12 protein-coding genes and 5 pseudogenes are annotated in these 12,980 nt (G+C 67.9%); 9 read left to right on the forward strand and 8 right to left on the reverse strand.

Annotated features, from left to right (window positions below):
• Nucleotides 1-7: 7 nt before the first annotated feature.
• The 4 genes from OHT57_RS45435 to OHT57_RS45450 all read left to right on the forward strand — a co-directional run bounded on the left by OHT57_RS45435 (nucleotide 8) and on the right by OHT57_RS45450 (nucleotide 2,823).
• Complete coding sequence (locus tag OHT57_RS45435; RefSeq protein ID WP_328752843.1) at nucleotides 8-1,051, forward strand: saccharopine dehydrogenase family protein; 1,044 nt, start codon at nucleotides 8-10, stop codon at nucleotides 1,049-1,051.
• A gap of 397 nt (nucleotides 1,052-1,448) precedes the next feature.
• Nucleotides 1,449-2,054, forward strand: coding sequence for a TIGR03086 family metal-binding protein (locus tag OHT57_RS45440; protein WP_328752844.1), 606 nt, complete (start codon nucleotides 1,449-1,451; stop codon nucleotides 2,052-2,054).
• 195 nt (nucleotides 2,055-2,249) lie between these two features.
• On the forward strand, nucleotides 2,250-2,420 hold the full coding sequence (locus OHT57_RS45445) for a hypothetical protein (protein WP_328752845.1): 171 nt from the start codon (nucleotides 2,250-2,252) through the stop codon (nucleotides 2,418-2,420).
• A 235-nt stretch (nucleotides 2,421-2,655) separates the two neighbouring features.
• Nucleotides 2,656-2,823 carry a hypothetical protein gene (locus OHT57_RS45450; protein WP_328752846.1) on the forward strand — a complete coding sequence of 56 codons (168 nt, stop codon included), beginning with the start codon at nucleotides 2,656-2,658 and terminating at the stop codon, nucleotides 2,821-2,823.
• 45 nt (nucleotides 2,824-2,868) lie between these two features.
• Here the strand turns inward: OHT57_RS45450 and OHT57_RS45455 are convergent.
• Nucleotides 2,869-3,054: pseudogene (locus tag OHT57_RS45455) on the reverse strand (transposase); the annotation flags it as partial.
• A 192-nt stretch (nucleotides 3,055-3,246) separates the two neighbouring features.
• Here OHT57_RS45455 and OHT57_RS45460 point away from each other — a divergent pair.
• On the forward strand, nucleotides 3,247-3,744 hold the full coding sequence (locus tag OHT57_RS45460) for a GNAT family N-acetyltransferase (protein WP_328752847.1): 498 nt from the start codon (nucleotides 3,247-3,249) through the stop codon (nucleotides 3,742-3,744).
• A 4-nt stretch (nucleotides 3,745-3,748) separates the two neighbouring features.
• Here OHT57_RS45460 and OHT57_RS45465 read toward each other — a convergent pair.
• Nucleotides 3,749-3,865: pseudogene (locus OHT57_RS45465) on the reverse strand (IS5 family transposase); the annotation flags it as partial.
• A gap of 304 nt (nucleotides 3,866-4,169) precedes the next feature.
• Between OHT57_RS45465 and OHT57_RS45470 the strand changes: the two are divergent.
• Nucleotides 4,170-6,359, forward strand: coding sequence for a recombinase family protein (locus OHT57_RS45470; protein ID WP_328753518.1), 2,190 nt, complete (start codon nucleotides 4,170-4,172; stop codon nucleotides 6,357-6,359).
• Nucleotides 6,360-6,379: 20 nt separating this feature from the next.
• Here OHT57_RS45470 and OHT57_RS47600 read toward each other — a convergent pair.
• From OHT57_RS47600 to OHT57_RS45495, 4 genes and pseudogenes are all read right to left on the reverse strand, one after another.
• Nucleotides 6,380-7,143, reverse strand: a pseudogene (locus tag OHT57_RS47600) (IS5 family transposase); the annotation flags it as partial.
• Nucleotides 7,144-7,585: 442 nt separating this feature from the next.
• Nucleotides 7,586-7,705 (reverse strand): annotated as a pseudogene (locus OHT57_RS45485) (nucleotidyltransferase domain-containing protein); the annotation flags it as partial.
• A gap of 15 nt (nucleotides 7,706-7,720) precedes the next feature.
• The gene (locus tag OHT57_RS45490) at nucleotides 7,721-8,911 is read right to left on the reverse strand and encodes an IS110 family transposase (protein WP_328743927.1); all 1,191 of its coding nucleotides are present in this window, start codon (nucleotides 8,909-8,911) and stop codon (nucleotides 7,721-7,723) included.
• A gap of 230 nt (nucleotides 8,912-9,141) precedes the next feature.
• Nucleotides 9,142-9,516: pseudogene (locus tag OHT57_RS45495) on the reverse strand (nucleotidyltransferase domain-containing protein); the annotation flags it as partial.
• A 168-nt stretch (nucleotides 9,517-9,684) separates the two neighbouring features.
• On the opposite strand from OHT57_RS45495, the gene OHT57_RS45500 reads away from it, so the two are divergent.
• On the forward strand, nucleotides 9,685-10,008 hold the full coding sequence (locus tag OHT57_RS45500) for a hypothetical protein (protein ID WP_328752849.1): 324 nt from the start codon (nucleotides 9,685-9,687) through the stop codon (nucleotides 10,006-10,008).
• 14 nt (nucleotides 10,009-10,022) lie between these two features.
• On the opposite strand, the gene OHT57_RS45505 is transcribed toward OHT57_RS45500, so the two are convergent.
• Both OHT57_RS45505 and OHT57_RS45510 read right to left on the reverse strand, forming a co-directional pair.
• Nucleotides 10,023-10,475, reverse strand: coding sequence for a DUF1569 domain-containing protein (locus OHT57_RS45505; RefSeq protein ID WP_328752850.1), 453 nt, complete (start codon nucleotides 10,473-10,475; stop codon nucleotides 10,023-10,025).
• 697 nt (nucleotides 10,476-11,172) lie between these two features.
• Nucleotides 11,173-11,556: a winged helix-turn-helix transcriptional regulator gene (locus OHT57_RS45510; RefSeq protein ID WP_328752851.1), complete on the reverse strand. Its 384-nt coding sequence runs from the start codon at nucleotides 11,554-11,556 to the stop codon at nucleotides 11,173-11,175.
• 105 nt (nucleotides 11,557-11,661) lie between these two features.
• On the opposite strand from OHT57_RS45510, the gene OHT57_RS45515 reads away from it, so the two are divergent.
• Both OHT57_RS45515 and OHT57_RS45520 read left to right on the forward strand, forming a co-directional pair.
• The gene (locus OHT57_RS45515) at nucleotides 11,662-12,285 is read left to right on the forward strand and encodes an NAD(P)-dependent oxidoreductase (RefSeq protein WP_328752852.1); all 624 of its coding nucleotides are present in this window, start codon (nucleotides 11,662-11,664) and stop codon (nucleotides 12,283-12,285) included.
• A gap of 78 nt (nucleotides 12,286-12,363) precedes the next feature.
• Nucleotides 12,364-12,762, forward strand: coding sequence for a YybH family protein (locus OHT57_RS45520; RefSeq protein ID WP_328752853.1), 399 nt, complete (start codon nucleotides 12,364-12,366; stop codon nucleotides 12,760-12,762).
• Nucleotides 12,763-12,980 lie beyond the last annotated feature (218 nt).

The following is a 12,980-nucleotide window of genomic DNA, read 5'->3' on the forward strand; positions in this document are numbered from 1 at the left end:
CGGTCTCATGGGGTCAGGTCAGCTGGTGACGGTGTTCGGCGCTTACGGTCACACCGGGCGGTTCGTGGTCGCGGAGTTGGCTTCGCGTGGGTACGTCCCCGTGCTGTCCGGGCGCAACGCACAGGCACTGCAAGAGCTGGCACATGAGCACGGGGTGGAGGCCCGGGTGGCGTCGGTCGACGATGCGGCGTCATTGGACCGGGCCCTGGCGGGAACAGCGGCGGTCATCAACTGTGCCGGCCCCTTCGCGCAAACCACCGGCCCGGTGATCGAGGCCGCGCTCCGCGCGAGGATCCCCTACCTGGACGTGGCAGCCGAGCTCGAGGCCAACCTCGACACCTTCGCCCACTACCGCGAACGGGCGCGGGACGCAGCAGCGGTGATCGTTCCCGCCATGGCCTTCTTCGGCGGCCTCGGCGACCTGCTGGCCACCGCGGCGATGGGCGACTGGACCGACGCCGACGAGGTGCACATCGCCTACGCACTCAGCAACTGGCACCCCACCGCCGGAACCCGGCGCTCGGGCGCGGTCTCCCGCGAGCGACGCGGTGAGTACCGCTTGCGCTACCGCGGCGGCGAGTGGGAGCACCGCACCGATGCCGCGCCCACTACGGAGTGGACCTTCCCGGAACCGATGGGATCCCGGTCGGTGATCGGGGAGTTCACGATGGCCGACGTCGTCACCGTGGCCCAGCACCTCGCCAGCCCCGACGTGACCACCTACATGACCACCCAGGCCGTCCGAGACATCGCCGCCCCCCACACGCCGACACCGACCGCCGCCGACGAGAGCGGGCGCTCGGACCAGACCTTCCTCGTGGACGTCGTCGTCCGCTCCGGCGGAGCCGAACGCCGGGCCACAGCAGGCGGTCAGGACATCTACGCCGTCACTGCGCCCCTCGTCACCGAGGCCCTCGAACGTGTCCTGGCGGGCCGCACCAAGACCGTCGGTGTCGTCTCCGCCGGCGAGATCTTCGACGCCTCCGACTTTCTGCACGCCCTCGCCCCGCACATCACATTCGACCTGCACCCGCAGAAGCAGTACGCCTGATCGGGGCCGTCAGTCGTTGCCGTAGCAGAGCGTCCCCAACGAAGGGAACCAGCCACTCGCCGCCGCATGCTCCCCATCCGAGCACGGCTTCGCCCATCTCGAGAACCGGCGGATACTCACCGAGATCCGCACCGATCCCGTCCGCGTGAGGCCCAGGGGAGACCTCCGTGCACCAGGACGGCTGTCTCCAAGAGGGTTGCTTCGTCGCCGAGTTGACGGGATTGAACACCCGCGAGGGTCGGCCGGAGGACATACTGCTGATCGTTCGCCGCGTCAGGCCCGCCCATCAGCACCTGAGGAGTCTTGAACGTGCTGCACCCCTCCCGTGCCGATATGGAAGACCGGGTGCGCACCAACAAGGCAATGAGTGAGGGCACCAGGAAATGAGGGCTCGTTGATGAGTGAAGGCGCGATCTTCAGCGGTTGGGACGTTCTGGATGCCTCCCACAAGGCACTTCGTGTGGCGGTGGGCGGCGTCCCCGCCGAGGCCTGGCACCTGCCGACGCCCTGTGAGGGCTGGAATGTCGCCCAGGTCTTCCAGCATGCCGTCGGCGATCAGATCGGTTTCGCCGCCGCGCTGACCGGCGAACCTGGCCCCGGCTTCGATCCGTTCGACCCGTCGGGTGAGATGGAGGGGGTGTACCCGTCGGCGTTTTTGGAGGACGGCCTCGCGCGTGCGGCGAGGGCGTGGGCGGAGGTCGACCGGAACGCCGCCGAGGTGGCCACCCCGGTGCCGCCGCACAGGATGTCCCCGTGGTCGGGCTCGGCAGCGTGCGGGCTGGACGCAGCGGTCCACGCCTGGGACATCGCCCTGGCGACGGGCCGGCCGTCGCCGCTCACACCCGAGCTGGCCCGCCCCCTCCTCAGGGTCGCCAGGGAGATCGTCGAGCCGCTGCGCTCGTACGGCGCGTTCGCTGCCGCCCTGGCACCCGAGCGGGGTGACGACGACATGGCGGTCCTCCTGCGTTACCTCGGCCGCGACCCTCGCTGGAGTACCTCTTGAACGTCAATGCGTAGAGCCTTGTCCGATCCTGGAGTGGTTCACTCGGCCGCCTCGCCGTTCGTTGCCGACCTTCTGAGCGTGTTGGGGGAGCGAGGATTCACCGGCGCGCCGTGATGTCTCGGCCGGGACGGCGCGGGGCGGGACACTTCCGGCGGGCCAGGCTGGGTGCCGTGCGGGGTCAAGCAGTGGACCGACGTGCAGGTCGCTGTGGCCGGTGTCGTGGCCGGTGCCGTGGTGCGGGACATGCTCTGTCACCCGGGGCTTTCTCGCTGGGGGCATCAGGTCGTCTGCCGCTACGACGTGGGGCCCGACAGCGCCGTTTCCAAGGAGGGCCGGCCGGTCTCCTTCATCGATCTCGCCCCTTGAAGAAGCGCAGGAGGGGCGCTGGGTCCGTGACGCCGTGGAACGGCAGGTCATCAACGACATCGGCGCCGCCACAAACCCTCTCCATGGCGGACGGATGGCCCCGTTCACCGAGGACTCGTGGCACGTACGCATCGGGAGGGTCGCGAACTGGGCCGGGGTACTGCGGCTCGCGGCCCGATCAGGCGGATGGGTGCTCCAACCCGTCGCCGGGCGCATCCCGCCAAACCCTGCTGGCATGACCGAGCTGCTGTCTGGCATCTACGTGGTCGGCGAGCAAGGAGAAATCTGGATGCGGCAGCTCCTGACGGGTGAGCTGCCACCAGAAGACGAGATCGCGAAGGCTGAAGGCTTCCTCACCGGGCCGGGATCCGTAGAGGACCTTGAGCTCTTCTTCTACGACTGAATCACCGTTGCTTCGTCGTCATCGCCGCGTCCATATGAGGAGGATGGCGGCGAGGTGGAGTGCGGCCTGGTAGGCGATGGCGTGGAACGAGCCGAGTTCATCGGGCAGGTCCCGCCAGGGCGAGCAGGTGCGGTACCTCCACGCGATGACTTCCAAGGTTCGACGGTGATCGGCCCACCGCCGACCACGGACCGGATCGGCCGACATCAGCGGCTCGATCCGGTCCCACATCGCATCAGTGATCACTAGTCGGACACATCCGATCAACAGGCGAACCGATCAAAGAGACACGCTTTAGACGCAGCGCGGCCGGGGCACCGGCTGGTGGAGCGGCGCACTGACCCTCGGGCAGTTAGGGCGTGTTGCGAAAGTGGATCAAGGGGCTCGTTCGGTGTCTGGTATGGGTCGTGTGATGCTGGCGCAATGACTGATCAACGCGAGGTTGTCATCGTCCGATGGCCAGGTCAGGGCCCTTCCGTGGATCGGTTGGCCGAGTTGCTGGCGGCCTACCATCTGCGGACGGAGGCAGAGAAGGGCGAGGCCGTTGTCGATGTGGACGGGTTGCCGGACCGCTACCGGGCAGAAATCTTGGACCCGCGGGCCGCGTTCGCCGACGATGTCGTGCTGATGGCTCTGAGCGGCGACACAGCCGTGGGCTGCCTGGTGGTGACCGCCCCCGTCGGCGGCCGGTCAGAGGTCAAGAGGCTCTGGACAGACCCGGCATTCCGGAGCCGGGGCATCGCGTCCGGCCTGGTCAGCGCAGCGCTTGCGCATTCCGCGGAAAGTGGCGTCAGCACGGTACGGCTGTCGGTATGGAAGTGGCGGGCAGGTGCCGTCGCCCTGTACGAACGGCTCGGTTTCACCGTCGCCGAGTCGTGGGAGGAACGGGATCAGCTGGTGTGCATGGAGCGTGCTGTGTGAGGGGTCACAGCCACTCGTTGATGGCTGCGACCAGCACGGTTGCCTCGTATCGGACGGCGAGCTTGTCGTATCTCGTCGCCACCGCGCGGTGCCTCTTCAGCCGGTTGATGCCGCACTCAAGGAGTAAGCCGTAATGCCCACATAGATGTGCCCGAGGTGGGGAACAGGCCTGTTGTAGGGGTTGATGGCCTGCTCAACACCGCTGCTTTTGTTCGGCAGTTGCGTGAGCGACTGGCTGATGACGGAGAGGGCGGTGAGGGTCAGTGGACGGACATGTCGCCGCTGAGCTCCCCAGATTCCGCAGTGGGGAGCCGTTCCGGAGCTGAACCGCCACCTCGTGGTGCGGTTGCTGGCAGTGCTGGCCGCACGGATGGTGACCGCGGTGGACCCGGACGCGCAGGACGGGGGTGACCTCGGTGAGCACGATGGCTGCAGCGCCGTGGGACCGGATTGAAGGCAAGATCCAGCCGTGGCATCGTGACCGGCTCGCGGTGGTCTATGTCCGTCAGTCGACTCCCCAGCAGGTCCTCGATCACGCCGAGTCCACCCGGCTGCAGTACGGACTCACGCAACGGGCCGTCGACCTGGGCTGGGCTGCGTCCCGGGTCCTGGTGATCGACGAGGATCTGGGCCACTCCGCATCCGGTGTCGTGGACCGGGCGGGCTTCCAGCGTCTGGTCTCCGAGGTCGGCCTGGACCACGTGGGCCTGGTGCTGGGCATGGAAATGTCGCGTCTGGCCCGCAGCGGCCGCGAATGGCATCAGCTGCTGGAGCTGTGCGCGCTGTCGGGTGCTCTGCTGGCGGACCCGGACGGGGTCTATGACCCCGCCGAGCACAACGACCGGATGCTGCTGGGACTGAAGGGCACGATCAGCGAAGCGGAACTGCATCTGATCAAGCAGCGGATGTGGAACGGACGGATCGGCAAGGCTCGTCGCGGCGAGCTGGCAGTGCCACTGCCCGTGGGCTATCTGCGACGCCCGGACGGTCAGGTCGTGCGTGATCCGGACGAGCAGGTGCAGGCCGTGGTCCGTCTGGTCTTCGACCTGTTCGACGAACTCGCCACGATCAACGCGGTGTTGCGGTTCCTGGTCGACCACGGCATCCAGATAGGCATCCGGGTGCGCGAGGGTCCCGAACGCGGGACGCTGGCCTGGCGGCGTCCCAGCCGGATCGTGATCCAGAACATGCTCCGCCACCCCGCCTATGCCGGGGTCTATGTCTATGGCCGCAGCCGGACCGATCCCCGCCGCCGTGTGGCGGGACGCCCGTTCACCGGGCGCGTCCGCAGGCCGCCCGAGGACTGGCTGGTCTATCTGCCCGACGTCCTGCCTGCCTATATCAGCGCCGAGCGGCATGAACGCAACCTTGCGCGGATCGAGGCGAACCGGGCCCGTTCCCAGAGCATGGGCGCCTTGCGCGACGGGCCGGCCCTGCTGGTCGGGCTGGTCTTCTGCGGGCGGTGCGACACCCGCATGGTCGTGCACTACCAGCGCGGCCAGGGCGGAAAGCTGTGGCCGAAGTACGAGTGCAGCCGGGCGAAGGCCGACTACGGCGGTGAGCTGTGCCAGCAGTTGTCCGGGATCTGCGTCGACCGCTATGTGACCGGTCTGCTGCTTGCAGCGATGGCGCCGGCCGCTCTGGAGGTCTCGCTGCAGGCGGCCGAGCAGGCCAAGCAACGGCGCAAAGAGGTGGACCGGATCTGGCAGCAGCGTCTGGAACGAGCGGGCTATGCGGCCGACCGGGCCCGGCGCCAGTATCAGTTGGCCGAGCCCGAGAACCGCCTGGTGGTGAGGGAACTGGAGAAGGAGTGGGAGCATGCGCTGGCCGAACGGCGGCGGCTCGGTGAGGAGTACGACCGCTTCATCGCAGCCCGGCCCCGCATCCTCACCGTCGCCGAGCGTGACCAGATCCGGGCCCTGGCCGCCGACCTCCCCGCCGTCTGGCAGGCACCCACCACGACCGATGCGGACCGGAAACAGCTGACCAGGCACTTGATCGAGAGGGTCACCGTCACCGTCGTCGGGGACAGCGAGCGCGTCACCGTCCAGGTCACCTGGGCCGGCGGACACCGCACCACCGGCGAACTCGTCCGCCCGGTCGCCCGCCTGGACCAGCTCAGCTACTTTCCCCGCCTGGCCGCGCGGGCCCGCCAACTCGCCGAAGCCGGCCACTCCGCCCCGGCCATCGCGAAAATCCTCAACTCCGAGGGCTTCCGCCCGCCCAAACGCCGCGAACACTTCGGCACCCAGGGCGTCCGCACGCTGTTGCAGGAACTGGGCTGCGTCAGCCACCAGGAACAAGCTCTTCGGCGGGGAGCCGCACCACTCGGCCACCACGAGTGGTGGCTGACCGACCTCGCCCGCGAGCTCGGCATGCCCCGGGTGACGCTCTTCGGATGGATCAAACGCGACTGGGTCACTGCCCACCAGCTCACCGACCAGCGACGGTCCTGGACCATCCACGCCGACCCCGCAGAAGTCGAGCGACTCCGCCAGCTCCACCAGCAGTCCCGCGGCCACCGACCACGACAAGCCTGGCTCGACCACCAGCAGGCGACGATAATCCGAAACGAGGAAGGAAACCACGGCAATGACGTCGAACCGCACGTATGACAGCACTGCGGCTTGCTCATCTCCACCGCGTGTCGCTCGCGGTAGTCGACCTTGTCGAACTTCGGCGGTCGGCCGCCGCGCGAGCCACGCTTCTTACGGTTGCGGACCTGGTCGGCCTTCTCCGGAATCGTGCAGCGGATGCCACGCCGGCGCAGATAGACGCGGTTCAAGCGTGACCCGTACTCCTTGTCAGCGCGGACCTGGGCCGGCCGGGTACGCGGCCGGCCCAAACCGAGGCGGGGCACCCGGATGGCTTCCAGGACCGGCTGGAACTGCGGGCTGTCGTGCCGCTGGCCCGCCGTGACCAGCAGCGACAACGGCTTCTGTCCCTGCTCAACCGCCAAATGCAGCTTCGTGGTCAGCCCGCCGCGCGAGCGCCCCAGGCCATGGTCGTCGGGCTCGGTCTCGACGCCACCAGGAGGCTCCTTCTGCGCGGCCCCTTTTTACGGGCCCCGGCAGCATGCTGGTGGGCCCGCGCGATCGTGGAGTCCACGCTGACGTCCCAGGTGATCAGGCCCTTCGCGTCGGCCTCGGCCTGCAGCTGGACAAAGATCTGCTTCCAGGTGCCGTCCCGCTGCCAGCGCCGGAACAGGTCGTAGGCCCGGTCCCACGGCCCGTACCGCTCCGGCACGTCGCGCCACGGCGCACCGGCCCTGGTCCGCCACCGTATGCCGTCGATCAGCTGCCGCCGCGTCCACGTCTGCGGACGGCCTGGCTTCTTGCCCGTCGGCAACAACGGCTCCAGCCGGGCCCACTGGCCGTTCGTCGGATCTCCACGCCGCACGAAACGCGATCATCCACGGCCTTGATCCACTTTCGCAACACGCCCTAGCCCGCTGGTCGTTGCGGGCCTGTGTGCCGCCGCCGGAGGCCTCCAGCCCGCGCTGGCCGCCCTGGCCGTCGTGGCAGCCCTCCTTGCCATGACGCTACCGGTGACCCTGCGCCGCCAGAACGACCCGCTGACACCGTCCCCCGGCCAGCCACTGAGCCCATGACCGCCTGCGAACGCCTGCGACGAGGTCCGCAGGGCCTCGGGATGGACGTCGAGCTGCTCGGCGATCCGCCGGATCGCACCGGTCCGGCCGACGGGGCCCCTGTGGGCCTCCATCTCCATCCGCGTCGCACGTTCAGGCAACTCGACTCCACCCAACTCGGGACAGTCCGATGTCTCCATCAAATCCGGGGCGATGCACACTCACGTGTGCTCGCAGCGTTGGTCAGGTGAATCAGAAGTGGGTGGCGATCCCGAAGACGCGACGGAGTTGAGTCATGTCGTGCTGATCGCGGTCCGTCGGCTCGTATCCCTGATGGAAATACACCTGCTGCTCGACGGACAGACACGGGACTTCCCAATGCTTATGTCAAGCCGCTTCTGTGGTGGGAAGTGAGGAGTGATAGCACTCGCTGTCGCGGATCATCGCCCACAGAACGTTGATGCGTCGACGTGCGAGGGCGAGGAGAGCCTGCTTGTGCCCCTTTCCTTCGCTCCGCTTTCGCTGGTAGTACGTCTTGGAGGCGGGGCAGGACTTGAGGCTGGCCATCGCCGACAAGTACATGGCCCGCAGCAGGCCGCGGTGGTAGCGGCGGGGTCTGCGCAGGTTGCCGCTTACGCGGCCGGAGTCGCGGGGCTGCGGGGCCAGGCCGGCGAAGCCGGCCAGGCGGTCGGCACTGCCGAAGGCATCCATGTCGCCACCCGTCGCGGCGATGAACTCGGCGCCGAGCCTGGGCCCCATACCGGGCAGGCTGCGGATCACCTCGGCGTGGGGATGTTCGCAAAACCGGGCCTCGACCAGGGCGTCGAGTTCCGCGACCTCCTCGTCGAGGGCCAGCACCGCCTTCGCGAGGCGGGCCACCATCGCGGCGGCCAGTTTCTCGCCGGGCAGCGTGGTGTGCTGGGCCCGGGCGGCTTCCACGGCGATGTGAGCGAGTGCGGCGGCACCTTTGACCTTGCGGTTCTTCAGCCAGGTCTCGATCCGCTTCGCGCCTGCGCGGCGGATCGCTGACGGCGTCTGGTAGCCGGTCAGAAGGATCGCAGGACCCTTGTTGGTCAAGTCCAGCGCCCGTTCCAACGCAGGGAATATCTCCAGCAGTTGGGCCCGGAGGCGGTTGATCTGCCGGGTGCGGTCGAAGACCACGTCAAGGCGCCGGGTGGTCAGGGTGCGCAGGTCGACAGCGATCTCTTCCCCGGGCCTGAGCAGTCCCAGGTCCCGGCGGACGCGGGCCTGGTCGGCGATGACGAAGGCGTCTTTCGCGTCGGTCTTCCCCTCGCCCCGATAGGTGGCCGAGGCTCGGTGAACCGCCAGGCCGGTGAGGTAGGCGACTGGCTGGTCGTGGGCGATGAGCAGGCCGATCAGCAGGGCGGCGCCCCCGTGGTTGAGATCGACGGCCCAAAGCGCATCGTCGGATATCGCCAGCACTTCGCCGATCAGCGCCAGCAGCTCACTCTCGTCGTTCAGGGTCCGGCGGGACAGCAACCGCTCGCCCTCTGCATTGATCACCACGGTGTGATGATGCGTCTTGCCGATGTCCACCCCGGCCCAGATCTCGGACATATGCCCCTCCGCCAGTTCGTCTGACATTGATCCCGCAGACGACCTCGCCGACGTTGTCCTACAGCAGCGATCGAGTCGCGTCTCCCAATCAGCGGTCGAGTCGTCGCGGGGCTCTGGGCGGCCAAGTCCCGTAAGCCATCTGTCGGCTCAGCCTTTACAGCCATACCCGGAGCCCCCGGGCCCCTCTGATCCTACGAACGATCAGATCAGACCCACGCCTTGAAAGGTAGGACAGCCGTTCTCTTGACCGTCCCGGTCACGAAGCACGATGAGGGATAGGTGAAGGGGCGTTCCGGTTCGGGTGAAGCCTGCACCGCCGAGCCATCGTCGGCGAAGACGAGGGGGTGAAGGTCGATCTCCCGGCCGTCCGGAGCAGTAACGACAAAGCGGATGGGCCTCCAGCTCAGGCTCTCCACGAATCCGGCCTCAGCGAGAGCGGACATCACAACGTTCTCCTGGTCCTGCCGGTGCATCAGGTCCAAGTCGCGATGATCTCGGGTCTGTTCACCTACGAGAGCGTCGATCCCCCATCCTCCGCCGATCCAGACGTCCACCTTTGCTTGTCGCAGCAGAGCAAGGACAGACAACACGTCTTCAGCCGTCATCACGCGACGCAGGCTAGAAGCGATCGCCTCGGACAGCGAACGAATTCCTTTGAGGGGGCGCCTCAGGTCACGGTGACGGGTCAGGGAGTGAGGCAGTGATCGTCTGGGGCGGAACGTAGGCTGATCGGACCTCCCGGGGCGGTGCTTCTGCGCCGATGCGCGGATCGCATGGGGCTGACGGACGTGTCGGCCGGGGTTGCTGCCGGCCGCGCCGCATTCGGCTTGCGGGACCGTGCGGGGGTGCTGGTGCACCTTGCGATCGCGATCGTGCCGGGGGCAGCGAATTTGACGGCGATTGAGCAACTCCATCTGCATCAACGGCCGTTGTTCGGACTTGCGGCCTCGGACGCCACTGCGGGGCGCACGCTGGCCGTACTCGACGAGGCCACCCTGGCGAAGAGCGCGAGGGCGCGGGCGAGGGCGCGCCAGCATGAGTGGAGTCTGCTGCATCTGCGGCCAGGTGGCTTCCCGTGGCTGACGGTGGCAGCCTGAGGTTTTGTCTCAGCTCAGTTCCTCGCCAGACCGGGCAGGTGATCGGAGAGATGCATCGCGTGGAGCTGCGCGAACTCGTCATGCGTGCAGCGTCCGTAGGCGGGGTGGGTGGCATGGTCTGCGGTGTGGCCGTTGAACACGGCCACGGCGTCGGCGAGATCGGCCGCAGCGTCGGACACCGCCAGGCCGGGGTCGAGCGGTGGTGCCCCGTCGATCTCCGCACCGAGCGGATGCTTCATGGCTCCTCGGCGGAGGAAGACCTGTTTGGCCATGCGCCCTACCGTGGCCCGGTACAGGGCAGGCTTGAGTACGGGATATCCGATCACGGAGTAGCGGACGGTCTGGGCGCAGTGCTGCACGGTCTGGGAGAGGTTCCAGGTGCTGCCGGGCGCAAGCAGGTCGTGCTCGGGGCGGGCGACGTCCTGGTGGAGCCGCTCAACGAACTGCTCAAGGTCTGGGGAGGACATGACGGGAGCCTACGCGGCGATGGTGAACTCACGAAGCCAGAGGGTCTGACGGAGATTTCACCCCGCAGTGTGGCCAAGCGGGGAAGTCCGCCGCCGAACGTCATGGGCTGCTCGGCTGCGCCGACGTGAGGTCGAGCCTTCGGTCCGGTGCCCGGTCAGCGGCTCCAACTCGATGGCGGCTTCGTCGCCGGGGCGGACCTCGTTGTCGTCGCGGGCGGCGAGGAGGGTGCCGCCCGTGGTCCGTGAAGGCGAAGTCGTCGATGTACGGCATCCCGGTCGCGCGGACCTGGATGGTGCCGGCCGTACCGTGCGCGGTGACCGGGAGGTGCAGGACGGTGCCCTTGTTGAGATTGGTGGCCCGCACGGCCTCATTGTGCAGCTTCAGCCCGTTGGCGCCGGCGAAGGTGCTGGGCTTGCCGGGGTGGCTTCAGGCGCCTTCCGGCAGGCGTGTCAGCGCCAATTGCGCAGGAGACGCCGTGAGTTGCGGACGAAGCGGCGACGGCCCTGAGGCCGCCGCCGCGTGTTGGGTTGAGCCGAAGCTCAGTAGTGGTCACCTACAGAGCCGGTTGAGCTGCTGGATAAGACCGGTCGAAGCAGTCTGGTTGTCACCAATGAGGCACGCGACTTGTCGCAAACGCTCATTCAGCCATGGTCTCCTGCATGGCGGGCCGTATCTCGCAGTCGGACTACTCGGTGATCAGCCCGCGAACTCGTCCGCGGAGCGGGTGTCGTGGGCCTTGCGCAAGGACAGGACCTCGTCGACGTGCTCCTCGGCCCAGGTGGTGATCGGCTCCATGACGGGCCGCAGGGAGTGGCCCAGCGGGGTCAGTTCGTACTCCACGCGGGGCGGGACCTCGGCGAAGACCGTGCGGGTGAGCAGGCCGTCACGTTCCATTCCCCGCAGGGTGTAGGTGAGGACCTTGGGCGTCACGTGATGAAGCAGATCCCGCAGTTCACTGAACCGCATGGGGCCGTCGCCCAGGCTCAGCACGATCAGCACCGACCACTTGTCACCGATGCGGTCGAGGACCAGCCGGGACGGGCAGCAGATCTCGGAGTCGGCGGCAGCTTCTTTCATCATATCCAAAGGGTACTTCAGTATCTTTGAAGTAACCAGTATCTCATTGATACCTTCCCGGTGAAGGCGTGTGCGCGGTACACGCGATGACTACGAGGAGGTCATGGGATGCGCATCTTGCTCATCGGAGCCACCGGGATGATCGGCAGCCGGATCGCTGCCGAGGCGGGCGAGCGGGGCCACGAGGTGACCGGTGTCACGCGCAACGGGAAGGACGGCACCCTCGCGGCGGACGCGAGCGACGCCGACACCGTCGCGCGCCTGGCGGCCGGCCACGACGCGGTGGTCCTGGCCGTGTCACCGCCACGAGGCGGCATCGAGGCCACCGAGTCACTGCTGGAGGTGGGCCGCGGCGTACTGGACGGCGTACGCAGGGCCGGGGTGCGTCGCCTGGTGGTGGTGGGCGGCGCGGGCATCCTGGAGGTCTCGCCCGGTGTACGGGTCGTCGACACCCCCGGGCTCCCAGAGGACGCCCTGCCGCCGGTTCGCGCCCAGGTGGCGCTGTTCGAGCTTGTCCGGGACGACGCCGACGACCTGGAATGGACCTACCTCTCCCCGCCCGTGGTGATCACGCCTGGCGAGCGCACGGGCGCGTACCGGACAGGCGATCACCAACTGCTCAGCGACGGCGAGGGCAACAGCCACATCAGCACCGAGGACTACGCCGTCGCTCTCGTCGACGAGCTGCAGCGGGGCGAGCTCACCCGCCGCCCCGTCCACGTCGCGTACTGACCGGCTCACACAAACGGAGTTGGCACGTCACCGGCACGCGTGGTGTGGGTTGCCAACCAAATATCGGAGGAGCACCACATGACGAACAACGACAGCACCGCCGACGCGGTCGGCGTAGTCAAGGCGTACATGCAAGCGCTGCAGATCAAGGACACTGACACGATCTTGCGGCTCTACGCCGACGAGGCCGAGATCATCCCCGAGAACCTGCCCAGCCTGCGCGGCCGCGACGCCGTTGACTCCTTCTACGCCAGCACCTTCGCCGCCATCGGGATGGAGGTCGACGTGGAGGTGGTCTCGACCGAGGTCTACGACGAGATCGCGATCGTCCGATCCGAGCAGCCCGTCACGGTGATTGCCGTGGCCGACGGCACTCGCACCCAGGCCTACTTCCGCGAGCTGTTCGTGCTGCGTCGCACGCCGGACGGGTGGCGCATCCACAAGTACATGTTCTCCCAGAGCCCAGGGCAGGCCTAGAAGCCGGCGGTCACCGACCACGGTCGCGAAAGGCGCACAAGCCCGAGGATCTGGGCCGACTGTGGCTCGACCGCGCCGAGGCCGGGGACACCGACGGTGTGCTCACGCTGTACGAGCCCATCGGGGCCTGTAACTTCCAGGGTTCGGCCAGCACCGGCTGCAGCGGACTGCGCAAAGCCTACGAGGCGATGCTGGCCGGCACCCCGAAGATGCCCTCA

It is taken from the genome of Streptomyces sp. NBC_00285 (assembly GCF_036174265.1).
In the GTDB taxonomy this organism is placed as follows: Bacteria; Actinomycetota; Actinomycetes; order Streptomycetales; family Streptomycetaceae; genus Streptomyces.